The organism is Streptomyces sp. 2-1 (genome assembly GCF_048564895.1).
GTDB lineage: Bacteria > Actinomycetota > Actinomycetes > Streptomycetales > Streptomycetaceae > Streptomyces > Streptomyces phaeochromogenes.
Genome location: NZ_CP183383.1, coordinates 5,145,672 through 5,172,258, shown reverse-complemented (window position 1 = coordinate 5,172,258; position 26,587 = coordinate 5,145,672). Strand labels below are relative to the sequence as shown.

19 protein-coding genes and 1 tRNA gene are annotated in these 26,587 nt (G+C 71.3%); 18 read left to right on the top strand and 2 right to left on the bottom strand.

The genetic code is table 11. The annotated features are described in order from the left end of the window. Positions 1-181 precede the first annotated feature (181 nt). A complete protein-coding gene (locus ACN20J_RS22690; RefSeq protein WP_190230598.1) occupies positions 182-1,006 on the bottom strand; it encodes an HAD family hydrolase in 825 nt (274 codons plus the stop codon). 584 nt (positions 1,007-1,590) lie between these two features. On the opposite strand from ACN20J_RS22690, the gene ssd reads away from it, so the two are divergent. The 7 genes from ssd to ACN20J_RS22655 all read left to right on the top strand — a co-directional run bounded on the left by ssd (position 1,591) and on the right by ACN20J_RS22655 (position 6,905). Beyond that, positions 1,591-2,694, top strand: a complete 1,104-nt coding sequence (gene ssd, locus ACN20J_RS22685; protein WP_189843218.1) for a septum site-determining protein Ssd — start codon at positions 1,591-1,593, stop codon at positions 2,692-2,694. Between the two features lie 74 nt (positions 2,695-2,768). After that, complete coding sequence (locus ACN20J_RS22680) at positions 2,769-3,998, top strand: TadA family conjugal transfer-associated ATPase (protein ID WP_362001202.1); 1,230 nt, start codon at positions 2,769-2,771, stop codon at positions 3,996-3,998. Between the two features lie 38 nt (positions 3,999-4,036). Beyond that, complete coding sequence (locus ACN20J_RS22675; protein ID WP_361893695.1) at positions 4,037-4,876, top strand: type II secretion system F family protein; 840 nt, start codon at positions 4,037-4,039, stop codon at positions 4,874-4,876. After that, positions 4,873-5,658: a type II secretion system F family protein gene (locus tag ACN20J_RS22670; protein ID WP_419666642.1), complete on the top strand. Its 786-nt coding sequence runs from the start codon at positions 4,873-4,875 to the stop codon at positions 5,656-5,658. Before ACN20J_RS22675 ends, ACN20J_RS22670 begins: the two co-directional genes overlap by 4 nt. A 110-nt stretch (positions 5,659-5,768) precedes the next feature. Beyond that, positions 5,769-6,005, top strand: a complete 237-nt coding sequence (locus tag ACN20J_RS22665) for a DUF4244 domain-containing protein (protein ID WP_361910068.1) — start codon at positions 5,769-5,771, stop codon at positions 6,003-6,005. Further along, positions 5,992-6,396 (top strand): TadE family type IV pilus minor pilin, encoded by a 405-nt coding sequence (locus tag ACN20J_RS22660; RefSeq protein WP_419666641.1) that lies wholly within the window; start codon positions 5,992-5,994, stop codon positions 6,394-6,396. Before ACN20J_RS22665 ends, ACN20J_RS22660 begins: the two co-directional genes overlap by 14 nt. Next, positions 6,393-6,905 (top strand): Rv3654c family TadE-like protein, encoded by a 513-nt coding sequence (locus tag ACN20J_RS22655; protein WP_419666640.1) that lies wholly within the window; start codon positions 6,393-6,395, stop codon positions 6,903-6,905. Before ACN20J_RS22660 ends, ACN20J_RS22655 begins: the two co-directional genes overlap by 4 nt. Positions 6,906-6,915: 10 nt before the next feature. Here ACN20J_RS22655 and ACN20J_RS22650 read toward each other — a convergent pair whose 3' ends face one another. Continuing rightward, positions 6,916-9,384 (bottom strand): DEAD/DEAH box helicase, encoded by a 2,469-nt coding sequence (locus ACN20J_RS22650; RefSeq protein ID WP_419666639.1) that lies wholly within the window; start codon positions 9,382-9,384, stop codon positions 6,916-6,918. An 80-nt stretch (positions 9,385-9,464) separates the two neighbouring features. Here ACN20J_RS22650 and bldG point away from each other — a divergent pair, with 80 nt between their 5' ends. From bldG to ACN20J_RS22595, 11 genes are all read left to right on the top strand, one after another. Continuing rightward, positions 9,465-9,806 carry an anti-sigma factor antagonist BldG gene (gene bldG / locus ACN20J_RS22645; RefSeq protein WP_003975386.1) on the top strand — a complete coding sequence of 114 codons (342 nt, stop codon included), beginning with the start codon at positions 9,465-9,467 and terminating at the stop codon, positions 9,804-9,806. Between the two features lie 148 nt (positions 9,807-9,954). After that, entirely contained in the window at positions 9,955-10,398 is a 444-nt protein-coding gene (locus tag ACN20J_RS22640) for an ATP-binding protein (RefSeq protein WP_189843212.1), read from the top strand. A 376-nt stretch (positions 10,399-10,774) separates the two neighbouring features. Next, on the top strand, positions 10,775-13,180 hold the full coding sequence (locus tag ACN20J_RS22635) for a sodium-translocating pyrophosphatase (protein ID WP_143640320.1): 2,406 nt from the start codon (positions 10,775-10,777) through the stop codon (positions 13,178-13,180). Between the two features lie 215 nt (positions 13,181-13,395). Further along, a complete protein-coding gene (locus ACN20J_RS22630) occupies positions 13,396-13,986 on the top strand; it encodes a small secreted protein (protein ID WP_189843210.1) in 591 nt (196 codons plus the stop codon). Between the two features lie 237 nt (positions 13,987-14,223). Continuing rightward, positions 14,224-15,744 (top strand): DUF7059 domain-containing protein, encoded by a 1,521-nt coding sequence (locus tag ACN20J_RS22625; protein ID WP_419666638.1) that lies wholly within the window; start codon positions 14,224-14,226, stop codon positions 15,742-15,744. Between the two features lie 252 nt (positions 15,745-15,996). After that, positions 15,997-16,194 carry a hypothetical protein gene (locus ACN20J_RS22620; protein WP_189843208.1) on the top strand — a complete coding sequence of 66 codons (198 nt, stop codon included), beginning with the start codon at positions 15,997-15,999 and terminating at the stop codon, positions 16,192-16,194. Positions 16,195-16,563: 369 nt separating this feature from the next. Continuing rightward, entirely contained in the window at positions 16,564-19,392 is a 2,829-nt protein-coding gene (topA, locus tag ACN20J_RS22615) for a type I DNA topoisomerase (RefSeq protein WP_419666637.1), read from the top strand. Positions 19,393-19,597: 205 nt separating this feature from the next. Then, positions 19,598-22,927, top strand: a complete 3,330-nt coding sequence (tmk, locus tag ACN20J_RS22610; protein WP_419666636.1) for a dTMP kinase — start codon at positions 19,598-19,600, stop codon at positions 22,925-22,927. 205 nt (positions 22,928-23,132) lie between these two features. Next, the gene (locus ACN20J_RS22605; RefSeq protein ID WP_189843205.1) at positions 23,133-24,338 is read left to right on the top strand and encodes a DNA polymerase III subunit delta'; all 1,206 of its coding nucleotides are present in this window, start codon (positions 23,133-23,135) and stop codon (positions 24,336-24,338) included. Positions 24,339-24,563: 225 nt separating this feature from the next. Beyond that, positions 24,564-26,165: an alpha/beta hydrolase gene (locus ACN20J_RS22600; RefSeq protein WP_419666635.1), complete on the top strand. Its 1,602-nt coding sequence runs from the start codon at positions 24,564-24,566 to the stop codon at positions 26,163-26,165. Between the two features lie 102 nt (positions 26,166-26,267). Then, positions 26,268-26,341: transfer RNA gene (locus ACN20J_RS22595), tRNA-Thr, on the top strand. Positions 26,342-26,587: the final 246 nt, after the last annotated feature.

Below are 26,587 nucleotides of genomic sequence, written 5' to 3'. Positions count from 1 at the left end.
GGTGTTCATGCGCGGTCCGTGGGGCCTCGGTTGCGTTTGAAGGTGATCCTCTCGGATGTCCTTGGTCTCGCGGGCCGTTAACCCCTTTGTACTCCAGGTCCGGAGGAAGCGGAACCCCTCGCTGTACTTCTTTACTTTTGGGCCCATAGGGAATGAATCGGGCACCCTCGCGGCCCGTGGATCACACGGTTGTCGCGCGCCGACGGCTCGCGTACCAGACCAGACCCGCCGTGGCCGCCGCCGCTCCTATCGCCGCGGCGGCGACGAGGGCCGGCCGCGGCGGCACCGACAGCCGCTGCTTCAGCCGGACCGGGTGGTGGAAGTCGAGGATGGGCCACGCGCGCGCGGTGGCCTCGCGGCGCAGCGCGCGATCGGGGTTCACGGCGTGCGGATGACCGACCGCCTCGAGCATCGGGATGTCGGTCGCCGAGTCGCTGTAGGCGTAGCAGCGCGAGAGGTCGTACCCCTCGGACGCGGCCAGTTCCTTGACGGCCTCGGCCTTCGTCGGGCCGTACGCGTAGTACTCCACCTCGCCCGTGAAGCAGCCGTCGTCGCCCACGATCATCCGGGTCGCCACCACCCGGTCCGCGCCGAGCAGTTCGCCGATCGGTTCGACGACCTCGGCCCCCGACGTGGAGACGATCACGACGTCCCGCCCGGCGATGTGGTGCTCCTCGATGAGGGAGGCGGCCTCGTCGTAGATGATCGGGTCGATCAGGTCGTGAAGGGTCTCGGCGACGATTTCCTTCACTTGTTGGACGTTCCAGCCGCGACACAGCGATGACAGGTACTCGCGCATCCGCTCCATCTGGTCGTGGTCGGCACCGCCCGCGAGGAAGACGAACTGGGCGTACGCGGTGCGCAGCACGGCCCGGCGGTTGATCAGACCGCCTTGGTAGAACGACTTGCTGAAGGTGAGCGTGCTCGACTTCGCAATGACCGTCTTGTCCAGGTCAAAGAACGCCGCTGTGCGGGGCAAGGAGTGGTTTTCCACGGGGTCGAGCATATGCGCCCGCCATTCGGGCTAGTGTGGGGCGCGTGGGTTTGCCTGAGAGGGCTCTCGGGTACACCATGGAAGTCACGGATCGTTCGCGACCGTGCTAACCCGGTCCGGCTCCTCCCCCCCCGAGTCAGACCGTGGGGACGACCCCCGCTCTCCCCCCCCGGCGGGGGTCGTCGCATGTCCGGGTGGGTTTTCAACTTCTCTTCTTCGAACGCCGGGCCCTGTTGTGCGGGCTGCGGCGTTCCTCTGTGTCTGCACAGGATTCGTCACTGTGGGTAGTCGGGGCGCTGCTCTGAGGAAGTCGTACAACAGTCACTCATCGGTCACCGGTTTGGGTGAAGGCGATATTCACAACCGTTGAGTTGTCCACAGTTATTGACCAAGATCCACACGATTTCCTGGATCGCTGCACCGTGATTCCAACGCGCACCGCTCGCGGCAGTTCATGGCCGGTTCCGATTGTCCGGCGGCTATGGCCGGTTCGTATCGGCGGTTCATATGGAGGGCCGGTTGCCGGTTCTTCGCGCGGGCGGAAATCGCGGGGCCGCAGGGGCGCCGCGAGGAAGCAGCGAAGGGGGCTGGAGATCGTGGCGGGAGCCATCACACACGACCGGCTGTCGGCCGCCGAGGGGCGGCAGGGCGGACCGTTGATCGTCACGGAGGACGCGGATCTGCTGGACGACCTGCTGCGGCTGTGCGCCGCGGCCGGCGCCCGGCCCGAGGTCCACCACGGGGTGCCGGAGCGCGGCGGAGGCTGGGAGACGGCACCCCTGGTGCTCGTCGGCGACGATGCCGCGCGGCGGGTGCGTGGAGCCGCGCGCAGACGCGGAGTGGTCCTGGTGGGGCGGGATCAGGACGATTCCGGGGTCTGGCGGAGGGCTGTGGAGATCGGCGCCGACCATGTTCTGCTGCTGCCGGATGGCGAACAATGGTTGGTCGACCGGATCGCCGACGTGGCCGAAGGAGTCGGTCCGCCGGCCCTCACCGTCGGCGTGATCGGCGGTCGCGGCGGCGCCGGATCCTCCACGCTCGCCTGCGCGCTCGCGGTCATCTCGGCGCGCCAGGGAAGGCGCACGCTCCTTGTCGACGCGGATCCGCTGGGCGGCGGACTCGATGTACTCCTCGGCGGAGAGGCCGCCGAGGGCCTGCGCTGGCCGGACTTCGCCGCGTCGCACGGCCGGGTCGGCGGCGGCGCCCTGGAGGAGTCGCTGCCCTCACTGCACGCCCTCCGGATCCTCAGCTGGGACCGCGGCGACTGCGTCACCATCGCACCCGAGGCCGTCCGGGCCGTGCTGGCCGCCGCCCGGCGGCGGGGCGGGGCGGTGGTCGTGGACCTGCCGCGCCGAATCGACGAAGGCGTCGCGGAAGCCCTCGCCCAGGTGGACCTTGGCCTGCTCGTGGTCCCCGCCGAACTGCGCGCCGTCGCGGCGGCCGGGCGGGTGGCGTCCGCGGTCGGCATGGTCCTGAAGGACCTGCGCGTCGTGGTGCGCGGCCCGTACGCGCCCGGCCTGGACGACCGGGAGGTCGCCCGACTGCTCGGGCTGCCCCTGGCCGGCGAAGTGCCGGTGGAGACGGGTCTGTTGGCGGCCCAGGAGCGAGGGGCTCCGCCCGGCGCGGACGGTCGGGGGCCGCTGGCCCGCTTCTGCTCGGCGTTCTGGGAGCGGACGGCTGTCGCGGGAGGGGGCGTATGAGCGGGGGTCCGCCTGCGACTGCGGGGCCGGTAGGGCGGCGTGCGGGCCTGAGCGGGCCTGCGGACGCGAGCTTCATGAGTCGGCGTGCGGGCGGGAACGTGGCTTCGGACACGGGGCTGTTGGACGGGGTTCGGCAGTGGCTTGCCGAGAGTGGGGCCGAGCCGACTCCCGCGCGCGTGGCGCAGGCCCTGCGGGAACAGGGGCGGGTGCTCGGGGACGCCGAAGTCCTCGGGGCGGCCGAGCGGTTGAGGTCGGAGCTGGTCGGCAGCGGGCCGCTGGAACCGCTGCTCGGCGATCCCTCGGTCACCGACGTGCTGGTCTCGGCACCCGACCGGGTGTGGGTGGACCGGGGCGGCGGCCTGGAACTGACGGCCGTCTCCTTCCCGGACCCGGCGGCCGTACGACGCCTCGCGCAGCGCCTGGCAGCCGTGGCCGGGCGACGGCTCGACGACGCGCACCCCTGGGTGGACGCCCGGCTCCCGGACGGCACCCGGCTGCACGCGGTACTGCCACCGGTCGCCGTCGGCTCGACATGCCTGTCGCTACGGGTCGTACGGCCACGGGCCTTCACGCTCCCCGAGCTGGTGGCGGCGGGGACGGTACCGCCGGGCGGGGACCGGCTGCTGCGGGCGCTGCTCGACGCGAGGCTGTCCTTCCTGATCAGCGGCGGCACGGGCAGTGGCAAGACGACGCTTCTGAGCGCCCTGCTGGGCCTCGTCGGGCCGGGCGAGCGGATCGTGCTCGCCGAGGACTCGGCGGAGCTGCGCCCCGACCATCCCCACGTCGTACGGCTGGAGTCCAGACCCGCCAACCAGGAGGGCGCCGGACTCGTCACACTCCAGGACCTGGTGCGCCAGGCCCTGCGCATGCGGCCGGACCGGTTGGTCGTCGGCGAGGTTCGCGGGCCCGAAGTAGTCGCCTTGCTAGCAGCTTTGAACACTGGCCATGAAGGCGGCTGCGGGACCGTCCACGCCAACGCCGCCTCGGGAGTACCGGCCCGGCTGGAGGCGCTGGGCACGGCCGCGGGGCTCGACCGGGCAGCTCTCCACAGCCAGGTGGCGGCTGCGCTCTCGGTGGTCCTCCATCTCGTACGCGACCGGGCCGGGCGGCGGCGGATCGCCGAGGTGCATGTGCTGGAGCGGGATCCGGCGGGGCTGGTGGTGACGGTGCCTGCACTGCGGTGGGGCGCGGAGGCCTTCACGTACGAGCGGGGGTGGGAGCGGCTGCGGGGGTTGCTCGGCATCAGTGAATTCGGTGGAGCCGGTGAATTCGGTGGAGTCGGCGAGAGGGGTGAGGGGCTGTGACGGGGGTCGGTGAGGTGCCGGTGTCCGTGAGTGCCGCGATGGCGTGTGCCGGGGCGGCGGCCTGGCTGATGGGCGGGCAGGGGCCGGGGGCGCGGCGGGCGCGGTTGGTGTGTGCGGGCGGCGGGGCGGTGGGAGCCGGGCCGCCGGCGTGGGAGCAGGCCGTGCGGGTCGGCGAGCGGCTGCGGCGGTGGCACCGGATGCGGGGCGAGTGGTGGGTCCTGGTCGCCGGGGCGGTGGTCGGTCTGCTCGGGGCGTCCGTGGTGCCGCTCGTCGCGGGGGCGCTTGGGGTGCCGCTGGTCCGACGGGCCAGGCGGGCCGGGGCGGCACGGCGGGCGCGGGAGCGGCGGGCCGACGCGGTGATCGCGCTGTGCGGGGCGCTCGCGGGGGAGGTGCGCGCCGGGCGTCAGCCGGGTGAGGCCCTGCTCGGCGCATCCCATGACTCGGGCGGGCTCGGCCGCGCGCAGGCGGTGGTGCTGGCGGCGGCCCGGTTCGGCGGGGACGTGCCCGGCGCGCTCACCGACGCGGCACGACGACCGGGAGCCGAAGGACTGCTGGGCCTCGCCGCCTGCTGGCGGGTCGCCGTGGACAGGGGCGCCGGACTCGCGGCCGGGCTCGACCGACTGGAGGGCGCGTTGCGCGCGGAGCGGGACCAACGGGCCGACCTGCGTGCCCAGTTGGCCGGGGCACGGTCGACAGCGGTGCTGCTGGCGGGACTGCCGGTGCTCGGACTGCTCCTCGGCACCGCACTCGGCGCCGACCCGCTGCATGTCGTGCTGCACACCGGTGCGGGGCTGGGCTGTCTGCTCGTCGGCGGGGTCCTGGAGGGCGTCGGGCTGTGGTGGGTGCTGCGGATCGTACGGGGAGCGGAGGCGGGATGAGCACGGAAGTTGTCCACAGGCTGGGGGTGGCGCTGTGTGTCGTGGTGGCGGTGTGGGCGTTCGCCCGGGCCCTGGGTTCGGCGCGGCGGGAGCGGAGGACGCGAAGGCGGTTGAAGGCCGTGGGCGCGGGGTCGGGGGTGGAGTCGGCTTCCGGCGGGTGGCGCCCGGTGTTGCGCGCTGAGTTGAGGCGGTGGCTGCCGGTCTTCGGCGCCCTGAGCGTCTGTTGGGCCGTCGTCGGAGGTGCGACCGGGGTCGTGGTCGGGCTCGTGGCCGGCTTCGGGGTGTGGCGGTGGCAGCGGAGACCGGCTCCGGTGGAGGAGTTCGACGTGGGTCTGGCCACGCGGCAACTGCCCCTCGCCGCCGATCTGCTGGCCGCCTGTATCGCGGCGGGTGCCAGTCCGGCGGTGGCCGCCCAGGCGGTGGGGGAGGCGCTGGACGGGCCTGTGGGACAGCGGCTGGCGCGGGGTGCGGCCGAGGTGAGGCTCGGGGGTGAACCGGCCGAGGCGTGGCGGGGGTTGGCCGCCCTGCCAGGGGCTCGGGCGCTGGCCCGGTTGCTGGAGCGGGCGGGCGAATCCGGGGTACCGGCGGCGGGGCCCGTCGCACGCATCGCCGCGGAGGCCCGCGCGGAGTGGGGGCGTACCGCCACGGCCCGTGCCCGCCGGGCGGGTGTCCTGGTCACCGCGCCGGTGGGGCTCTGCTTCCTGCCCGCGTTCATCGCCATCGGCGTGCTGCCTGTGGTGATCGGGCTCGCGGGCGGGGTGCTGGGTGGGGGTGGTGGGTGACGTACGGGACGGGGTGAACGACGAGCGATCAGGGTCGGCCAACGGCCAAGTGCCGAAGGGCCGGGGTCCATTTTCAGAGGTCAACGGAACAGAGCTGTACGGGGGTTCGGATGAGCAAGGCAATGCGGCGAGTACGGGTACGAGTGCTGGGGCCGGTGCGGGCGTGGGTCCTGGTGGGCCGGGACTGGAAGGTGCGGAGGGATGCAGGAATGGTCACCTCCGAGTACGCGATGGGGTTGATCACGGCGGTGGGGTTCGCCGTGGTGCTCTATGAGGTGCTGACCAGTGGGCAGGTGCAGGGCGCTCTGCAGGACATCGTGGGGCGGGCGCTCAATGGGCAGTTCTGAGGCCGGCGCGGATGCGGGGGTTGGGCCGTCCGGTCTGGGGATGTGCCGGGACCGGGGTTTCGTCACGGCGGAGGCGGCCGTGGTGCTGCCCGTGCTGGTCGCGTTCACGATGGCGCTGGTCTGGGCGTTGATGGCGGCGGCCTCGCTGATCCAGTGCGTGGACGCGGCCCGGGCGGGGGCCCGCGCGGCGGCCCGGCAGGACCCGCCGGGCGCGGTGCTGGCGGCGGCCCGTGACACGGCGCCGAGCGGCGCGCGGGTCACCGTACGGAGAGAGGGCGACCTGGTGCGCGTACGGGTCGAGGCGAAGGCGCCGGGGCCCGACGCGCTGACCCTCGACCTGACGCACGAGGCCGCGGCCCTGGCCGAGGAGACGGTGGGGGCGGGCGGATGAGGAGAGCAGGGCTCCGGTCGCGTACGAGGACTTTCGCGCGGACCCCCGCCAAGGTCTTCGCGTCGGACCGAGGGTCGGCGACCGTTTGGACCGTGGGTGCGATCGCCGTGCTGTGCGTCGTGTTCGGTGCCGTCCTCGCCATGGGCCAGGCGGTGGTGATCCGCCACCGGGCAGGTGGAGCAGCCGACTTGGCGGCTCTCGCGGCGGCCGACCGCTGGATGGAGGGTGGGACGGCAGCCTGCGGGCAGGCGGAGCGGGTGGCACGGGCCCAGGGCACCCGGGTCGTGTGGTGTGCCGTCCAGGGCGAGATCTCGGACGTCACCGTCGCGGCGGGACGGGGACCGTTGACGGCGGAGGTGCGGGCCAGGGCGGGCCCGGCGGGGCCTGTAGGGCCCGTGGTTCTGGCTGGCCCTCTCAGATCGGCGGGCCCGGCGGGATCAGCTGGTCCTGGCACACCTCCGGCGCCGACGGGAGCGCTCGACCGAGCCGTCGAGGAGGTGGGGCCATAACCCTCAGCCCTCAGTTCTCCCCGACTGGCTTCTCCGGCGCCCCCTTCAGCAGCACCGTAAGCAACCGCACCGCTCCCCGTTTGTGCAACGGCTCGTTGCCGTTGCCGCACTTGGGGGACTGGATGCAGGACGGACAGCCGGCGTCGCACTCGCAGGAGGCGATGGCCTGGTGGGTGGCGGTGAGCCACTCGCGGGCCGTGTGGAAGGCGCGTTCCGCGAAGCCGGCGCCGCCGGGGTGGCCGTCGTACACGAAGACGGTGGGCAGGAGGGTGTCCGGGTGCAGCGGGACGGAGACGCCGCCGATGTCCCAGCGGTCGCAGGTCGCGAAGAGCGGCAGCATGCCGATCGACGCGTGTTCGGCGGCGTGCAGGGCGCCGCCGAGGATCTCGGGGTTCACGCGGGCGGCGTCGAGCTGGTCCTCGGTGACCGTCCACCACACGGCTCGGGTGCGGAGGGTGCGGGGCGGGAGGTCGAGCTTGGTCTCGCCGAGCACCTCGCCGGTGATGACACGACGACGAAGGAAGGAGACGACCTGGTTGGTGACCTCGACGGAGCCGTAGCACAACCGGCCGTCGCCCCAGGGGACTTCGACGTCCGTCTCCAGGACGGAGATGGCGGTGGTGTCGCGGGCGACCGTCGAATACGGGGGGTTGGCCTCCTCGACCAGGGCGACGGAGTCGTCCAGGTGCAGCTCCTTCACCAGGTACGTACGGCCCTGGTGGAGGTGGACGGCGCCTTCGTGGACGGAGGCGTGCGCGGCCGCCGCGTCGACCGTGCCCAGCAGGCGCCCGGAACCGGCCTCCACGATCTGTACCGGACTGCCGCCCCCGCCGCGGATGTCGGCCAGGTCGGCGGCCCGTTCCCGGCGGGTCCAGTGCCATGCCTTCGTACGGCGGCGCAGCAGTTTCGCGGCCTCCAACTGCGGCAGCAGTTCGGCGGTGGCGGGGCCGAAGAGGGGCAAGTCGTCGTCGGTCAGCGGAAGTTCGGCGGCGGCTGCGCACAAGTGGGGTGCGAGGACGTACGGGTTGTCGGGGTCGAGGACGGTCGATTCCACCGGCTGGTCGAACAGGGCCTCGGGGTGGTGGACGAGGAACGTGTCCAGCGGGTCGTCGCGGGCGACCAGGATCGCCAGCGCCCCCTGCCCGGAGCGGCCGGCGCGGCCCGCCTGCTGCCACAGGGAGGCCCGGGTGCCCGGGTAGCCGGCGATGACGACGGCGTCCAGTCCGGAGACGTCGATGCCGAGTTCGAGGGCGGTGGTGGCGGCGAGGCCGAGGAGTTCGCCGGAGTGGAGGGCCTGTTCCAGGGCGCGGCGTTCCTCGGGGAGGTAGCCGCCGCGGTAGGCGGCCACGCGGCGGGCCAGGGAGCGGTCGATCTCGGAGAGGCGTTCCTGGGCGATCACCGAGATCAGCTCGGCGCCGCGGCGGGACCGTACGAAGGCGACCGAGCGGACGCCCTGCACGGTCAGGTCGGTGAGGAGGTCGGCGGTCTCGGCGGTGGCGGTACGGCGGACGGGAGCGCCCTTCTCGCCGTGGAGTTCGGTGAGGGGCGGTTCCCAGAGGGCGAACACCAGTTCACCGCGGGGTGAGGCGTCGTCGGCGACCTCCAGCACGGGCAGGCCGGTGAGGCGGGAGGCGGCGACCGAGGGCTCGGCGGCGGTGGCCGAGGCCATGAGGAAGACGGGAGACGAGCCGTAACGGGCGCACAGGCGGCGCAGCCGGCGCAGCACTTGGGCGACATGGGACCCGAAGACGCCCCGGTAGGTGTGACATTCGTCGATGACGACATAGCGCAGGGCGCGCAGGAAGGAGGACCAGCGGGGGTGTGACGGAAGTATCCCGCGGTGCAGCATGTCCGGGTTCGTGAGCACGTAGTTGGCGTACTGGCGTACCCATTCGCGCTCCTCGACGGGCGTGTCCCCGTCGTAGACCGCGGAACGTACGGCATTGCCCAGGGGTTGTGAAAGTTCCTTCACGGATCTGCGCTGGTCGGCTGCCAGCGCCTTCGTCGGGGCGAGGTACAGCGCGGTCGTGCCACGGCCGTTGGGTGCCTCGGAGCCGTCGAGGAGCGTCGACAGGACCGGGACGAGATAGGCCAGGGACTTCCCGGAGGCCGTGCCCGTGGAGACGATCACCGAGTCGCCGTCGAGGGCGTGCTCCGCGGCGAGTGCCTGGTGGGCCCAGGGGTGTTCGATTCCCGCGGACTGCACCGCGGCGATGACCTCCGCGCGGATCCGGTCGGGCCACACGGCATGACGACCCTCACGTGGGGGCAAGTGCTCCGTATGAGTGATGCGCGAAGCCCGGCTCGGCCCCGAGGCGAGCCGGTCCAGGATCTCGCCCGGCGAGGGGCGGGATGCGGTGTCCGTCGAGGTTCGATCGGATCGGTGATTCTTGGCCATCGGCATCGAGTGTGTCACTGGCGTGACGGACAATGGACCCAAGGCGTCGTGCACGCCTGCCGGTAAGTGATTGAATGCCATCGCGGCTGGCGAACCATCCTGGGGGCTCTGCCGAGGTGTCCCTTGGGATGACCGCTCGATAGCAAGGTGCTGGAGGATCCGTGGACCTGTCCCTGTCGACCCGTACCGTCGGCGATCGTACGGTCGTCGAGGTCGGTGGCGAAATCGATGTATATACCGCGCCCAAGCTGCGCGAGCAGTTGGTCGAGCTGGTGAACGACGGCAGTTTTCACCTCGTCGTAGACATGGAGGGCGTGGACTTCCTCGACTCCACCGGGCTCGGCGTTCTGGTCGGCGGCCTGAAGCGGGTGCGTGCCCATGAGGGTTCGCTCCGGCTCGTCTGCAATCAGGAGCGCATTCTGAAGATCTTCCGCATCACCGGCCTCACCAAGGTGTTCCCGATCCACACCTCGGTCGAGGAAGCGGTGGCGGCCACCGACTGACCGGCCGTGGACCGGCCCGTCCCTGACTGGCCGGTCAGCGGCCGACAGCCGGATCCCGGACCGTGTCCGGGAGGCAGAAGTCAATGGAGGGGGCCGGGTCTCGGCGACCCGGCCCCCGACCGCACGCCCGTAGTTCCGAGGGGGATGCATGGCCACCGTTGAACTCCGCTTCAGCGCGCTGCCCGAGCACGTCAGGACCGCCCGACTGGTGGCGGCAGCGGTGGCGCGCAGGGCCGGAGTGGACGAGGCCGTTCTCGATGAGGTCAGGCTCGCCGTCGGCGAGGCCTGCACCCGGGCCGTCGGCCTGCACCAGAGTGGCGGAATCTCGGCGCCGGTGCGGGTGTCGCTGATCGAGGAGGAGAAGCAGTTCTCCATCGAGGTCGGCGACGAGGCCCCGCACACGGTTCCCGGCGACAAGACGTCGGGCGCCCATGGTGGAGCCAGTGACGCGGACGTCGAGACCGAAGAGGACGAGATGGGCCTCGCGGTCATCAGCGGCCTCGTCGACGACGTCGAAGTGACCGCCGGTGAGAACGGCGGCCTGATCAGGATGAGCTGGCCCACCACGCCGCCGGCTGCGCTCGTTCCCTGATCCACCCCCTGGTACTGCCCCACATGTGCGAAAGGGCCCTGCTCCGCAGGGCCCTTTCGCATGTCCGGACCGGCTCGACGCCATGCCCGGATCCCATGCGCGATCATCTCCGGATCGGGCTCCGTGTTTTCGTGAATTAATTCACTATCCGGATTACGATCAACAATACGATCGTCTTTAAGCCAGGCCGGGCGCCAATTGATCACGCGTCAATGCTTTTAAGGCGTTACCGCTTTCGGGTTCCGTGATGGTCCTTGGATCATTTGCTGAAGAGCACGTGAAGGCTGATTCCACTTACCGCACACTGTTTTGATCAGGTTCCGGTACCTACAATCCGTCCACATCTTGAGCTCGGTCCAAGCGTCAAGGAGGACGAATGGCGGGGCTTTCTACCCCTCATCAGTTTGACCAGCCCACTACCCTCGCAGCCGCAGTACTGACAGACGACAACCGTCTGATCGTGATGGTCATCGCGGCCGTCGCCCTTGCGGCGCTTGTCGTCGCCGGGGTCCTGGTACGCCAGGTACTCGCGGCGGGCGAGGGCACCGAGAGCATGAAGAAGATCGCGGTGGCGATCCAGGAGGGCGCGAATGCCTACCTGGGCCGGCAGATGCGCACGCTCGGTGTTTTCGCCGTCGTGGTGTTCTTCCTGCTCATGCTGCTGCCCGCGGACGACTGGAATCAGCGCGCCGGACGATCGGTCTTCTTCTTGATCGGCGCGGCGTTCTCGGCGACCACCGGCTATATCGGCATGTGGCTCGCCGTGCGCAGCAATGTCCGTGTGGCCGCCGCGGCCCGGGAAGCGACTCCGGCAGAGGGTGAGCCCGAAAAGGATCTCACCGCCGTCTCGCACAAAGCCATGAAGATCGCTTTCCGCACGGGCGGCGTCGTCGGCATGTTCACCGTGGGGCTAGGACTCCTTGGTGCGTCCTGTGTGGTTCTCGTCTACGCGGCCGACGCGCCCAAGGTCCTGGAGGGCTTCGGGCTCGGTGCCGCGCTGATCGCCATGTTCATGCGTGTCGGCGGTGGCATCTTCACCAAGGCCGCCGACGTCGGCGCCGACCTGGTCGGCAAGGTCGAGCAGGGCATTCCGGAGGACGACCCGCGCAATGCCGCGACCATCGCGGACAACGTGGGCGACAACGTCGGCGACTGCGCGGGCATGGCCGCCGACCTCTTCGAGTCGTACGCCGTCACGCTCGTCGCCGCGCTGATCCTCGGCAAGGCGGCGTTCGGCGACTCCGGGCTCGCCTTCCCGCTGATCGTGCCCGCGATCGGCGTACTCACCGCCATGATCGGCATCTTCGCCGTGGCTCCGCGCCGATCGGACCGCAGCGGGATGAGCGCCATCAACCGCGGGTTCTTCATCTCCGCGGTGATCTCGCTGGCGCTCGTGGCGGCGGCGGTCTACGCCTATCTGCCGTCCTCGTACGCCGATCTGGACGGCGTCACGGACGAGGCCATCCTCGGCCACGCCGGTGACCCGCGGATCCTCGCGCTCATCGCGGTCGCCATCGGCATCGTCCTGGCCGCGCTGATCCAGCAGCTGACCGGCTACTTCACCGAGACCACCCGGCGTCCCGTACGGGACATCGGCAAGACCTCGCTGACCGGCCCGGCCACCGTCGTCCTCGCCGGTATCTCGCTCGGTCTCGAATCGGCCGTCTACACCGCCTTGTTGATCGGCCTCGGCGTGTACGGGGCCTTCCTGCTCGGCGGTACGTCCATCATGCTGGCGCTCTTCGCGGTGGCGCTGGCCGGTACCGGTCTGCTCACCACGGTCGGCGTCATCGTCGCCATGGACACCTTCGGTCCGGTCTCCGACAACGCGCAGGGCATCGCCGAGATGTCCGGTGACGTCGAGGGCGCGGGCGCGCAGGTGCTCACCGACCTGGACGCCGTCGGCAACACCACCAAGGCCATCACCAAGGGCATCGCCATCGCTACCGCGGTACTGGCGGCGGCGGCGCTCTTCGGCTCGTACCGCGACGCGATCCTCACGGCCGCGAACGAAGTGGGCGAGAAGGTCTCGGGTCCGGGCGCGCCGATGAACCTGATGATGGACATCTCGCAGCCCAACAACCTGGTCGGGCTCATCGCGGGCGCCGCGGTCGTCTTCCTCTTCTCGGGGCTGGCGATCAACGCGGTCTCGCGGTCCGCCGGGGCCGTGGTCTACGAGGTGCGGCGGCAGTTCCGCGAGCACCCCGGGATCATGGACTACACCGAGAAGCCCGAGTACGGGCGAGTCGTCGACATCTGCACCAAGGACGCGCTGCGCGAGCTGACCACACCAGGTCTGCTCGCCGTACTGACGCCGATCGCGATCGGCTTCACGCTCGGGGTCGGCGCGCTCGGCTCGTTCCTCGCGGGAGCCATCGGCACCGGCACGCTGATGGCGGTGTTCCTCGCCAACTCCGGTGGCGCGTGGGACAACGCGAAGAAACTCGTCGAGGACGGCCACCACGGCGGCAAGGGCAGCGAGGCCCATGCCGCGACGGTGATCGGTGACACGATCGGCGACCCCTTCAAGGACACCGCGGGGCCGGCGATCAACCCTCTCCTGAAGGTGATGAACCTGGTGGCGCTGCTCATCGCGCCCGCGGTGGTCAAATTCAGCTACGGCGAGGACAAGAGCGTGGGCATGCGGGTTCTCATCGCGGTGCTCTCGCTCGCCGTCATCGTGGGCGCGGTGTACGTGTCCAAGCGGCGAGGCATCGCCGTGAGTGATGAAGGCAACTCCGAGCGGGTGGCCAAGTCGGTGGATCCGGCGGTGGTTTCGTAGCCACTGGATGACCGGCCGGGTCAGCGCCCGGTCGGGCTCCGCTCAACGGGCGGGCGGACGGCGCGTATTGACGTGCCGTCCGCCCGCCCGTGTGTGTCCACGCCCTGTTCGTGAGCCTTATCTCGCTTGGTGCAAATGGCTTCAATAACGCATGAAGTGGACCTTCGTCACGCTGGTGTCGCCCACTTGGCGTGTATGTTCCGGGGCCGAGAGCCATGGAAGGGACCAATCCGGTGAACAAGAAGCTCGCGGCCGCACTGTCCGGCGGTGCGGTACTGGTACTGGCGCTGTCGGGATGCAGCAGTGACGACAGCAGCGACAAGCTGAACTCCTGGGCCAAGCAGGTGTGTGACGCGGTGCAGCCGCAGGCGGTGAAGATCGAGGCCGCCAATACCGCGATCCAGAAGCAGACCTCGGACAACAGCACTCCGGCGGACGTCCAGAAGACCGACTCCAAGGCCTTCCAGGACATGTCCGACGCCTACAAGGCGATCGGTGCCGCCGTGGACAAGGCCGGGGCGCCCGACGTCGACGACGGCGAGAAGAAGCAGAAGGACGCCGTCAAGGAGCTCAACACCATCTCCTCCTCGTACGCCGGCCTCAAGAAGCAGGTCGACGACCTCGACACGAAGGACCAGGCGAAGTTCGCCGACGGTCTCAAGGGGATCGCCACCCAGCTCGACAAGCTCAGCCAGAGCGGCAACGACGCCCTCAAGAAGCTGGAGGAGGGCGACGTGGGCAAGGCGATGGCCAAGCAGGAGAGCTGCAAGTCCGCCTCCACGTCGCCGTCGGCGAGCAAGGCCTGAGACAACGCCTGAGACAAGGCCTTGGAAACGAGACCTGCCCCCCGGGGCAGCGATCGTTCGTCAACCGAAAGAGGGCCCGGTACGCGCGCGCGTACCGGGCCCTCGGCCTGTCTCCACGGACTCCGCTCACAGACGCCGACTCGGACTGCCCAGTTGACCCGGCCGATCCATCGGTCCAGCCGATCCGGCTGTCCACAGGGCGCGCGCCGCGGCGGCGGGAGCGGACACAATGGAGGCGTGAGTAACAGCAGCCTGGCACCGTTGCCCTCGTCCGACCGCACCGACGTCACAGCGCGCCTGCGGGAGGCCCTCCTGGGCGCCTCCTTCAGCGCCGACGGGCTGCTCGACCTGCTCGGCGCCCCCGCGTACGCGGCGCTGGCCCGCAGCGAGACCGTGCCCGCGCTGAGGGCCACCCGGGGCGACTCACCGCTGGAGGCGCTCGTCCGGCTCTTCCTGCTGCAGCAGCCCGTGCCGCACACGCGCGTGGCGGACGTCCTGCCGGTGGCGGACTGCCTGGAGAGCGGCTGGCTGACCCGGACCGGCGGCGACGAGCTCGCGGCGACCGTCGACGTACGGCCGTACGGCGGCCCGGGCGGCGAGGACTGGTTCATCGTCTCCGACCTCGGCTGCGCGGTCGGCGGGGCCGGCGGCATCGGCAGCCTCGACGAAGGAGTCGTACTCGGCGTGGGCGGTGCGTCCACGACCCTCGCGGGCATCACGGTGCGTACGCCGGTGGGCTCGGCCCTCGATCTCGGCACCGGCTCCGGGATCCAGGCCCTGCACGCCGCGCAGCACGCCACGCGCGTGACCGCGACCGACCTCAACCCCCGTGCGCTGCACATCACCGCGCTCACGCTCGCCCTGTCCGGTGCCCCGGCGGCGGACCTGCGCGAGGGCTCCCTCTTCGAACCGGTCGCCGACGACGAGACGTACGACCTGATCGTCTCCAATCCGCCCTTCGTGATCTCTCCCGGAGCCCGGCTCACCTACCGCGACGGCGGGATGGGCGGGGACGATCTGTGCCGCACGCTCGTTCAGGAGGCGGGCGACCGGCTGAACGACGGGGGGTACGCGCAGTTCCTCGCCAACTGGCAGCACGTGGAGGGCGAGGAGTGGCAGGACCGGCTGCGGTCCTGGGTGCCGCGCGGCTGCGACGCGTGGATCGTGCAGCGCGAGGTCCAGGACGTCACGCAGTACGCCGAACTGTGGCTGCGGGACGCGGGCGACCACCGCTCCGACCCGGTGGAGTACCAGGCGCGGTACGACGCGTGGCTGGACGAGTTCGAGGCGCGGAAGGTGAAGTCCGTCGGCTTCGGCTGGATCACCCTGCGCAAGTCGGCGGCCGCACAGCCCTCGGTCGTCGTGGAGGAGTGGCCGCACCCCGTCGAACAGCCGCTCGGCGACACCGTGCGCGCCCACTTCGACCGCGTGGACTATCTGCGGGCGCACGACGACGCGGCGCTGCTCGCCGGGCACTTCGTGCTCGCGGGCGAGGTCGTGCAGGAGCAGGTCGGACTGCCCGGCGCCGAGGACCCCGAGCACGTCGTGCTGCGCCAGCACCGCGGCATGCGGCGGGCCACGAAGGTGGACACGGTCGGCGCGGGCTTCGCGGGCGTCTGCGACGGCACGCTGAGCGCCGGCCGGATCCTGGACGCCATCGCCCAACTCGTCGGAGAGGACCCGGTCCTGCTGCGGGACCGGACCCCGTCCCAGATCCGGCTGCTGGTCGAGCAGGGGTTCCTCGAACCTGCCCGGTGAGTCCTCCCGGTGAGTCTTCCCGGGGCCGGCGGAAGAGCGCCCCGGTCCGACGCTCGGCCGGTCTCCCACCGAGGACTCCCGGACCGGGATCCCGCACCGGGACGTGAAACCGGCCACCAGAAGGCGGTGTGACGGATTCCGCATGTGGGTGCAGGGAGCTGTCCGCCCCGCGTTCACCCGGGGTTGGTGTTCCGGCTGCCCGGAGGTGTCAGCGTCCCGGTGCTGGGTACCGAAGGCCGGAGGAGACGAACCATGGAGAGCGGACCTGCGATCTTCACGGGATCGGTGTTCGCCCTGTTCGGGGGCGGTCTCCTGCTGTGGACGGCCGTCCGGCTGCGGCAGCGCGCCCCTGTCGCCCACGGGACGCATCCCGTGGCCTCCGCGGCGGTCGCGGCCTTCGCCGGCACGTCCGCGCTGCTCCTCGCGGTGTGGTGTTTCACTCGTACCTGAGCGTCGCTCCTTCCGGCGACACCCCCGGAGTCCCCTCGGCCGAGCCGGCCGGGCTGGCCGGGAACGGTCACCTTCGGTGTCCGGGAATCGACGGCCGTCGGCCGTGGTGGACCAGGTCCGGGGCCCTTCGAAACGCAGACCTCCAGTAACTGAGAGGTCACCCTCCGGATAGGTCCGAAACGGCAGGTCGGCACTCCGGGCGGCAGGAATGGCGGGAGTCGGGTTACCGTTCGAGTGGCCGTTGCGGGCTTTTCCCGTTTGACACGGGGGCGGGATGTACCGTCACACTCCGCAGCGTCAGCATGACCCGACCCCCGGGTTCCAGGCCTGGGGCGAGACCCCCTGCGTCGACCGGAGAGAAGAGCGAAGTTGTCCCCGACCAGCGAGACCGCACACGGCGGCCGCCGACTCGTCATCGTCGAGTCGCCCGCCAAGGCGAAGACGATCAAGGGCTATCTCGGCCCCGGCTACGTCGTCGAAGCGAGCGTCGGGCACATCCGCGACCTCCCCAACGGCGCCGCGGAGGTGCCCGAGAAGTACACCGGCGAGGTGCGCCGCCTCGGTGTGGACGTCGACAACGACTTCGAGCCGATCTACGTGGTCAACGCCGACAAGCGGGCCCAGGTCAAGAAGCTCAAGGACCTGCTCAAGGACTCCGACGAGCTTTTCCTCGCAACCGATGAGGACCGCGAGGGCGAGGCCATCGCCTGGCACCTCCAGGAGGTGCTCAAGCCCAAGGTCCCGGTCAAGCGGATGGTCTTCCACGAGATCACCAAGGCCGCGATCCAGGCCGCCGTCGCCAACCCGCGCGAGCTCAACCAGAAGCTGGTAGACGCCCAGGAGACCCGCCGCATCCTCGACCGCCTCTACGGCTACGAGGTCTCGCCGGTCCTCTGGAAGAAGGTCATGCCGCGTCTGTCGGCGGGCCGCGTCCAGTCCGTGGCGACCCGACTCGTCGTCGAGCGGGAACGCGAGCGCATCGCCTTCCGCTCCGCCGAGTACTGGGACCTCACCGGCACCTTCGGCACCGGCCGCGCCGGTGACGCGAGCGACCCGGCCTCCCTGGTCGCCCGCCTGACCACGGTCGACGGCAAGCGCGTCGCCCAGGGCCGCGACTTCGACTCGCTCGGCCAGATCAAGGGCGCGAACACGCTCCACCTCGACGAGGCCAATGCCCGCGCGCTGGCCGCCGCCCTGGAGAACACGAACTTCTCCGTACGGTCCGTCGAGTCGAAGCCGTACCGCCGTTCGCCGTACGCGCCTTTCCGTACGACGACGCTCCAGCAGGAGGCCAGCCGCAAGCTCGGTTTCGGCGCGAAGGCCACCATGCAGGTGGCGCAGAAGCTGTACGAGAACGGCTTCATCACCTACATGCGTACGGACTCCACGACCCTCTCGGACACCGCGATCACCGCGGCCCGGGCCCAGGTCACGCAGCTCTACGGCGCGAGCTATCTGCCGGACAAGCCGCGTACGTACGCCGGGAAGGTCAAGAACGCGCAGGAGGCGCACGAGGCGATCCGCCCCTCGGGTGATCGTTTCCGCACGCCGGCCGAGACGGGTCTGACCGGTGACCAGTTCAAGCTGTACGAGCTGATCTGGAAGCGGACCGTCGCCTCCCAGATGAAGGACGCGGTCGGGAACTCCGTCACCGTGAAGATCGCGGGCACGGCCTCCGACGGCCGCGACGCCGAGTTCAGCGCGTCCGGCAAGACCATCACCTTCCACGGCTTCCTCAAGGCCTATGTCGAGGGCGCCGACGACCCGAACGCCGAGCTGGACGACCGCGAGCGCAGGCTTCCGCAGGTCAACGAGGGCGACCCGCTGTCCGCCGAGGAGATCTCGGTCGACGGCCACGCGACCAAGCCCCCGGCCCGCTACACCGAGGCCAGCCTGGTCAAGGAGCTCGAAGAGCGCGAGATCGGCCGCCCGTCGACGTACGCGTCGATCATCGGCACGATCCTCGACCGCGGCTATGTGTTCAAGAAGGGCACGGCTCTCGTGCCGTCCTTCCTGTCCTTCGCCGTGGTCAACCTCCTGGAGAAGCACTTCGGGCGGCTCGTCGACTACGACTTCACCGCCAAGATGGAGGACGACCTCGACCGCATCGCGCGGGGCGAGGCCCAGGCCATTCCGTGGCTCAGGCGCTTCTACTTCGGCGAGGGCGACGCGACCGGCGCCGCGGAGGCGGGCAACGGCGACGGGGACCACCTCGGCGGTCTCAAGGAGCTCGTCACCGACCTCGGTGCCATCGACGCCCGCGAGGTGTCGTCGTTCCGCGTGGACGGCAGCGACATCATGCTGCGCGTCGGCCGCTACGGCCCCTACGTCGAGCGCGGCGAGAAGGACTCCGAGAACCACCAGCGCGCCGACGTGCCCGAGGACCTGGCACCCGACGAGCTGACCGTCGAGCTCGCTGAGGAACTGCTCGCCAAGCCGAGCGGTGACTTCGAGCTCGGCGCCGACCCCCAGTCGGGCCACCAGATCATCGCCAGGGACGGCCGCTACGGCCCGTACGTCACCGAGGTGCTCCCCGAGGGCACCCCGAAGACCGGCAAGAACGCCGTGAAGCCGCGTACGGCCTCGCTGTTCAAGTCGATGTCCCTCGACACGGTGACGCTGGCCGACGCCCTCAAGCTGATGTCGCTGCCGCGCGTCGTCGGCAAGGACGCCGAGGGCGTGGAGATCACCGCACAGAACGGGCGCTACGGGCCGTACCTGAAGAAGGGCACCGACTCGCGCTCCCTCCAGGCCGAGGACCAGCTCTTCACGATCACCCTCGACGAGGCCCTGGCGATCTACGCGCAGCCCAAGCAGCGCGGGCGGGCCGCGGCCAAGCCGCCGCTGAAGGAGCTCGGCGCGGACCCGGTCAGCGGGCAGCCCGTCGTCGTCAAGGACGGCCGCTTCGGTCCGTACGTCACCGACGGCGAGACCAACGCCACCCTGCGGTCCGGCGACAGCGTCGAGGAGATCACCCCGGAGCGCGGCTTCGAACTGCTCGCGGAGAAGCGCGCGAAGGCGCCCGCCAAGAAGACGGCGAAGAAGACGGCCGCCAAGAAGGCCCCGGCCAAGAAGGCGCCGGCGAAGAAAACCGCCGCCAAGAAGACCGCGGCCACGAAAACGGCGGCAAAGAAGACCACTGCCAAGAAGACGACCGCAAAGAAGGCGACGGCTTCCCAGGCGACGACCGAGGACTGAGGCCCACAAGGCTGCAGAGGCCGACGAGGGCCGGGGCCTCAGGGCACCGCCTCCGGTGAGGGCCTTCGGGTCCCGTCTCCCGCTCGGGATCGAGTTCTTCACCTTTGGTTCGTAAAACGAACGCTCCCGCACCACTTGGTGTCGGGGGCGTTCGCATGTTCGGGGGCCTATTCGGGGAGTCAGTCCCTCCCGATAGGCTGGCAGGATGACGCGAGCCGAGCAGCCAACGGCCCACAACCCGGCCCCCGACGACGCCCTGGTCGCAGATTCACGGGAGCGCGCCGTCCGGGCGCTGCTGCGTGTGCCGCAACTGAGGCGCCTGTGGAGCGCCCAGCTGGTGGGCGGTATCGGTGATGCCCTGGCGCTGCTCGTGCTGGTCCTGCTCGCCCTCCAGGCGGCGGTCGCCGACGGTTCCTTCGGAGGCGGCTACCGCGGAGTGGCCCTCGCCGTGTCGGCGGTCTTCGGGGCACGGATTCTCGCCACCCTCCTCTTCGGGGCGGTCCTGCTGGGCCCGCTCACGTCCCTCACCTCCCAGGAGGGGCCGCTCGACCGCCGCTGGACCATGGTCGGCGCGGACGGTGTGCGGGCCGCGCTGCTGATCATCGCGCCCCTGTGGATCGACTGGACGCCGGAGAACGCGCTGGCAGTGCTCCTGGTGACGGCCTTCGTCATCGGGGTCGCCGAGCGCTTCTGGATGGTGTGCCGCGAGAGCGCGGCGCCCGCGTTGCTGCCCGCGCCGCCGCTGGAGGGCGCGACGGTACGCCCGCTGCCGGACCACATGGAGGCGCTGCGGCGCCTGTCACTGCGTACGGGATTCGTGGCGGTGCCCCTCGCCGGGGCCACGCTCGTCGTCGCCGGGCTCGTCAACAATCTGCTGGGCACCGGGCTGGAGTGGTTCGCGCAGCACCAGGCCGCGCTCGCCTCGTACGTCTCCGCGGGCCTGTTCGCCGCGTCCCTTTCGGTGCTGACCTTCCTCGAACTGCCCGATGCGCGCACCCCGCGCGCGCGGTCGCCGCTCGAAGGGCTGCGCCGCCCCAAGACGGGCACCGGCATCGACAAGGGCCGCACCGGAGCCATCCCGCTCCTGGTGCTCGCCTGCGCGGCCGTCGCCGGGGCGATCGCGGCGGCCGTCGCCGTCTCCGTGCTGCACGCCAAGGACCTGGGCGGCGGGCCGGTGACGTACGGGCTGCTGGTGCTCGCGCTGACCGGCGGTGTCGTGATCGGCATCCGTACGGCCGCCAAGCTGCTGCCATCCCTGTCCCGGCGCCGGCTGCTCGCGCTGGCGATCGCCTTCACGGGGATCGCGCTGCTCGCCGCGGGCCTCGTCCCGGACGTCACGACGGTGATCCTGATCGTCGGGCTGGCGGGCATCGGGGCGGGCGTCGCCGCCAACACCGGGCACGCCCTGCTCGACCAGGAGGCCGAGGAGTACCGCCGGACGCGTACGACGGAACACCTGCACGCGGTCGTACGGGTGTTCGTGGCTCTGGGTGCGCTGGTGGCCCCCCTGGTGGCCGCCGCCATCGGCCCGCACCGCGTGGAGAACGGCAAGTTCGTGTTCGCGCACGGCGGTGCCGCGTTCACGCTGATGCTGGTCGGCGCGCTGCTGCTGCCGGTGGCCGCGCTGGTGCTGGCCAAGGCCGACGACCGCTCTGGCGTGCCGCTGCGGCACGACCTGCTGGACGCGCTGCGCGGCGGGGACGACCCCCTGCAGGCGGCTGCCGTGAAGGGCTTCTTCATCGCCCTGGAGGGCGGTGACGGGGCCGGGAAGTCGACCCAGGCCGAGGCGCTCGCCGAGTGGATCCGCGCCAAGGGCCACGAGGTCGTGGTGACACGCGAGCCAGGTGCCACGCCCGTCGGGAAGCGGCTGCGGTCGATCCTGCTCGACGTGTCGTCGGCCGGTCTCTCGCACCGCGCGGAGGCGCTGCTGTACGCCGCCGACCGCGCCGAGCACGTCGACACCGTCGTGCGGCCCGCCCTGGAGCGGGGCGCGGTGGTCGTCTCCGACCGCTACATCGACTCCTCCGTGGCGTACCAGGGGGCCGGGCGTGACCTGTCCCCGACCGAGATCGCCCGTATCAACCGGTGGGCGACCGACGGGTTGGTGCCTCATCTGACGGTGCTGCTGGACGTGGCGCCGGAGACCGCCCGTGAGCGGTTCACGGAGGCGCCGGACCGGCTGGAGTCGGAGCCCGCCGAGTTCCACGCGCGCGTGCGGTCCGGTTTCCTGACGCTCGCCGCCGCGGATCCCGCGCGCTATCTGGTCGTCGACGCCGGGCAGGAGCCCGAAGCCGTCACGACCGTGATCCGGCATCGGCTCGATGTGGTGCTCCCGCTCTCCGAGGCCGAGATCAAGGCCAAGGAGGAGGCCCGCAAGGCCGCCGAGGAGGAGGCGCGTCGGCGCGCCGAGGAAGAGGCCGCCCGCAAGGCCGAGGAGGAGCGGCTGGAGCGCGAGCGCCAGGAGCAGCTCGCCCGGCTGCGCGCGGAGGAAGAGGAGCGCAAGCAGCGCGAGCTGGAGGAGGCCCAGCGGCGCGAGGCCGAGCGCCAGGCCGAGGAGGCCCGGCAGCGCGCCGAGGCGGCACGCGTGCGTGCCGAGGAGGAACGGGCACGGCGGCTCGCCGAGGAGCAGGCCCTCGCGGCCGAGGAGGCACGCCGGCGCAAGCAGGCCGAGGAGGAGGCGCGGCTCCGGGCCGAGGCCGAGGAGCGGCGGCTGGAGAAGCAGCGGAAGGCCGAGGAGGCGCTGGTCCGGGCCGAGCAGGCTCGACGGGCGGCGGAGGCGCAGCGGGAGGCGCAGAGGGAGGCGGAGGCTTCCAGCGCGGCTGCGGCTGCCGCTGCCGCTGCGGCGGCTTCGAGTGCGGCGGATTCCGGAGCTTCCGGTGGTTCGGGCGCTTCCGGTGCTTCCGGAGGGGCTGGTTCCGGTGGTTCGGCAGGCGGCCGTGACCCCGAGACGGTGCCGACGCCCGTCGTGACACCCACGAACGCGTCCGGCGGACCGGCCGACGAGACGGCGGTGCTTCGTCCCGTGCCGCCTCGCGACGCCGGGCCCGACGACGCCGAGACGACCGTGCTGCCGCAGCCTCCGGCGCCGCAGGGAGCGGCCGACGAGACCGCTGTGCTGCCTCCGGTGAGGCCGGGGTCGGCTGCCGATGAGACTGCCGTGTTGCCCCCGGTGAGGCCGGGGTCGGCTGCCGACGAGACGGCTGTGTTGCCTCCGGTGAGGCCGGGTTCCGCCGCGGACGAGACGGCTGTGCTTCCTCCCGTACGGGACGACCGTGGCGGCGGTGAGCAGGGGAGCGGTCCGGCGGACCGGGTGCCCCCGGGGTACTTCCGTGACGAGCGGCCGGGGAGCGAGGGCACCGACGCCCGTACGCGCGAGCTGCCTCAGGTCGACGAGGAGGGCGCCCCTCGGCGACGTCCCCGTTCGGACTGGGCGGAGGAGACTCCGCTGGACGACCTCCCGACGTTGGCGGACGAACTGCTGGGTCCGCGTGACGAGGACGAGCCGGACGAAGGGCGGGGGCGTCGGCGGCGCTGACGGGTGGATCGAGGCCTGTCTGTCTGGTTTGTGGCCGGGGCAGTGCTGGCGGTGATGTGGCCCGTGTCGGCGGTGGTGCGGCCTGTGCGGCGGGTGCCGATGATGGGCACCGGTGGTGAGCGCGTGCGCCGTGTGGACCGCGTTGTCAGTGCCCTCCCGCACAATGGGATGCGCAAGGACCGGTGCGACGGAAGGGCGGCATCCCATGACCGTGTGGGACGACCTGGTGGGCCAGGAGAAGGTGAGCGTGCAACTCGACGCCGCCGCCCGGGACGCCGACGCCCAGGTCACGGCGGTGGCGGACCACACCCCGGTCGCCGAGGCGTCGAAGATGACGCACGCGTGGCTCTTCACGGGACCGCCGGGCTCGGGCCGCTCCACCGCCGCGAGGGCCTTCGCCGCGGCCCTCCAGTGCGTGAGCCCCGACCGGGCCCTCGGCGCATCCCCAGGCTGCGGGTTCTGCGACGGCTGTCACACGAGCCTGATCGGCACACACGCCGACGTGCAGATCATCCGCACCGACCTCCTCTCCATCGGCGTGAAGGAGACCCGCGATCTCGTACGCCGGGCACAGATGTCCCCGGCGGGCCGCCGCTGGCAGGTCATCATCGTGGAGGACGCCGACCGCCTCACGGAGGGCGCGGGCAACGTCCTTCTGAAGGCCATCGAGGAGCCCGCCCCCCGCACGGTCTGGCTCCTCTGCGCACCTTCCATCGAGGACGTACTGCCCACCATCCGCTCCCGCTGCCGTCACCTCACGCTCCGGACGCCTCCCGTGGACGCGGTCGCCGACGTCCTCGTACGCCGCGACGGCATCGAGCCGGACGTGGCGGCTGCCGTGGCCCGCGCCACCCAGGGGCACATCGGGCGGGCCCGCCGCCTCGCCACGGACGAGCGCGCCCGCGCGCGGCGCGCCGCCGTCCTCAAACTGCCCCTCCGTGTCGACGACGTGGGCGCCTGCCTCAAGGCGGCCCAGGAGCTGATCGACGCGGCCTCCGAGGACGCCAAGCAGGTCGCCGAGGAGACCGACGTCAAGGAGACCGAGGACATGAAGGCGGCGCTCGGCGCGTCCCAGGGCGGCCGGATGCCGCGCGGCACCGCGGGCGTGATGAAGGAGCTGGAGGACAAGCAGAAGCGCCGCAAGACGCGTACGCAGCGCGACAGCCTGGACCTGGCCCTGATCGACCTCACGGCCTTCTACCGCGACGTACTGGCCCTCCAGTTCGGCACCAGCCTCGCCCTCGCCAACACGGAGATGCGGGACACCCTGGACCGGCTGGCGCGCGGCTCGTCCCCCGAGACCACCCTGCGCCGGATAGAGGCGATCGCCGCCTGCCGCGAGGCCCTCGACCGGAATGTGGCACCGCTGCTGGCGGTGGAGGCGATGACGATGGCGCTGCGGGCTGGTTGACGCGGCGCGTCTCACATCCCGCCGCGGCATCCTGTCGTGCCGCCTGCCGCCTGCCGCCTGCCGCCTGCCGCCTGCCGCCTGCCGCCTGCCGCCTGCCGCCCGGCGTGCGCTGCCTGCCGTGCGCCGCCCGCCGTGCGTGACGTCCGGAGTTGACGGCGTCACTCGTACGAGGTCGGGTTGACGACCCTGAGCGACCGATTCATCGCGCAGGGTTACGCTCGCTCGATGTACACCAGGCGCCGGCCCAGGTCACCTCGGGCCAACCGATCCCTTCGGGCGTACGGCACGTTGTTCGCCGTCGCCGGACTGCTCGTCTCCGCCTGCTCCGCGGGGAGTTCGACGAGCTCCGCGAGCCCGGCCGGGACGGCGGCGCTGCGCGCGCTGCCCGAGGCCACCCCGTCGGCGCTGGCCTCGTACTACGGTCAGCGGCCGGCCTGGCGCGCCTGTGGTGTCCCCGGCTTCGAGTGCGCGACGCTGAAGGCCCCGCTCGACTACGCCGAACCGACCAAGGGCGACGTCCGGCTGGCCGTCTCCCGCAAGAAGGCCACGGGTCCGGGCAAGCGGCTCGGTTCGCTGCTGGTCAACCCGGGCGGGCCGGGCGGTTCGGCGGTCGGTTACCTCCAGGCGTACGCCGGAATCGGGTATCCGGCGAAGGTCCGTGCCCGCTACGACATGGTCGCGGTCGACCCGCGCGGCGTCGCCCGGAGCGAGCCCGTCGAGTGCCTCACCGGGCGCGAGATGGACACGTACACGCAGACGGACACGACCCCCGACAACGTGCGTGAGACCGGTGAACTGGTCGATGCCTTCAAGGAGTTCGCGGAGGGCTGCGGGCAGCGCGCGGGGAGCCTGCTGCGGCATGTGTCCACGGTCGAGGCGGCCCGTGACATGGACATCGTGCGCGCGGCGCTGGGCGACGAGAAGCTGACGTACGTGGGTGCTTCGTACGGCACGTTTCTCGGGGCGACGTACGCGGGCCTGTATCCGGAGCGGGTCGGTCGGCTCGTCCTGGACGGCGCGCTGGACCCGTCGCTGCCCGCGCGGAAGACGAACCAGGACCAGACGGCGGGCTTCGAGACGGCGTTCCAGTCCTTCGCCAAGGACTGCGTGCACGAGTCGGACTGTCCGCTGGGCGGCGCGGGCACGACGACGGAGCAGGTCGGCAAGAACCTGAAGGCCTTCTTCCGGCAGCTGGACGGCGCCCCCATCGAGACGGGCGACGCGGACGGCCGCAAGCTGGGCGAGGCGCTGGCCACGACGGGCGTCATCGCCGCGATGTACGACGAGGGGTCCTGGCCCCAACTGCGCGACGCCCTCGACATGGCCATGAAGGACAAGGACGGCGCGGGCCTGCTCGCCCTCTCCGACAGCTATTACGAGCGTGACTCCGACGGCAAGTACGAGAACCTGATGTTCGCCAACGCGGCGGTCAACTGCCTGGACCTGCCGGCCGCCTTCTCCACCCCCGAGGAGGTGAAGGAGGCGCTCCCCTCCTTCGAGCAGGCCTCCCCGGTCTTCGGTGAGAGCCTCGCCTGGGCCTCCCTGAACTGCGCGTACTGGCCCGTGAAGGCGACCGGCGAAGCCCACAGCATCGAGGCGAAGGGCGCCGCCCCCATCGTGGTCGTCGGCACCGTCCGTGACCCCGCGACCCCCTACCGCTGGGCCCAGGCCCTCGCCGCCCAGCTCTCCTCCGGCACCCTCCTCACCTACGACGGCGACGGCCACACGGCCTACGGGCGGGGCAGCGCCTGCATCGACTCCGCGATCAACGAATACCTCCTCGAAGGCACCCCTCCGAAGAGCGGAAAGCGCTGCTCAGGGGCGTGATCACGCGGTCCACCGGGGGTGCTCCCGAGGCCTGTGCGGAGCACCCCCCGAAACTGTGTAGACTTACGCACGTTGCCGATCGCACCATAGTTCTGGCAGCACGCCGCCTTAGCTCAGATGGCCAGAGCAACGCACTCGTAATGCGTAGGTCTCGGGTTCGAATCCCGAAGGCGGCTCTGTGGAAGCCTCAGGACTCACTCGCCGTGACCTGGGGCTTTTGCTTTTGGGGGGTGTGGTCTGTGGCGCTGGGTGGGTGCCGCGCGCGCCGGGCAACTGCGCGCCGGAGAGCGTGAACGGGGGCGAACACCGTATCCCGGAGTTGTTAGCTGGTATCAGCGGCGCCACGTGTCCGCCGCGGCCGTGGCGTGACCCGCGCTCCTGTGGCCCGCGCCCTCTGTGACCTGCGCGCACCCCTGTGACCC

What these genes read in the sequence shown, in the direction of transcription:
- ACN20J_RS22655 (WP_419666640.1), top strand. Translation starts at nt 6,393, where the DNA reads ATGAGGAGAGCAGGGCTCCGGTCGCGTACGAGGACTTTCGCGCGGACC.
- ACN20J_RS22675 (WP_361893695.1), top strand. Translation starts at nt 4,037, where the DNA reads ATGGCGTGTGCCGGGGCGGCGGCCTGGCTGATGGGCGGGCAGGGGCCG.
- tmk (WP_419666636.1), top strand. Translation starts at nt 19,598, where the DNA reads ATGACGCGAGCCGAGCAGCCAACGGCCCACAACCCGGCCCCCGACGAC.
- ACN20J_RS22640 (WP_189843212.1), top strand. Translation starts at nt 9,955, where the DNA reads ATGGCCACCGTTGAACTCCGCTTCAGCGCGCTGCCCGAGCACGTCAGG.
- ACN20J_RS22630 (WP_189843210.1), top strand. Translation starts at nt 13,396, where the DNA reads ATGGAAGGGACCAATCCGGTGAACAAGAAGCTCGCGGCCGCACTGTCC.
- ACN20J_RS22665 (WP_361910068.1), top strand. Translation starts at nt 5,769, where the DNA reads ATGAGCAAGGCAATGCGGCGAGTACGGGTACGAGTGCTGGGGCCGGTG.
- ACN20J_RS22650 (WP_419666639.1), bottom strand. Translation starts at nt 9,384, where the DNA reads ATGGCATTCAATCACTTACCGGCAGGCGTGCACGACGCCTTGGGTCCA.
- ACN20J_RS22690 (WP_190230598.1), bottom strand. Translation starts at nt 1,006, where the DNA reads ATGCTCGACCCCGTGGAAAACCACTCCTTGCCCCGCACAGCGGCGTTC.
- ACN20J_RS22605 (WP_189843205.1), top strand. Translation starts at nt 23,133, where the DNA reads ATGACCGTGTGGGACGACCTGGTGGGCCAGGAGAAGGTGAGCGTGCAA.
- ACN20J_RS22660 (WP_419666641.1), top strand. Translation starts at nt 5,992, where the DNA reads ATGGGCAGTTCTGAGGCCGGCGCGGATGCGGGGGTTGGGCCGTCCGGT.
- ACN20J_RS22670 (WP_419666642.1), top strand. Translation starts at nt 4,873, where the DNA reads ATGAGCACGGAAGTTGTCCACAGGCTGGGGGTGGCGCTGTGTGTCGTG.
- ACN20J_RS22635 (WP_143640320.1), top strand. Translation starts at nt 10,775, where the DNA reads ATGGCGGGGCTTTCTACCCCTCATCAGTTTGACCAGCCCACTACCCTC.
- ACN20J_RS22620 (WP_189843208.1), top strand. Translation starts at nt 15,997, where the DNA reads ATGGAGAGCGGACCTGCGATCTTCACGGGATCGGTGTTCGCCCTGTTC.
- ACN20J_RS22600 (WP_419666635.1), top strand. Translation starts at nt 24,564, where the DNA reads ATGTACACCAGGCGCCGGCCCAGGTCACCTCGGGCCAACCGATCCCTT.
- ACN20J_RS22680 (WP_362001202.1), top strand. Translation starts at nt 2,769, where the DNA reads ATGAGTCGGCGTGCGGGCGGGAACGTGGCTTCGGACACGGGGCTGTTG.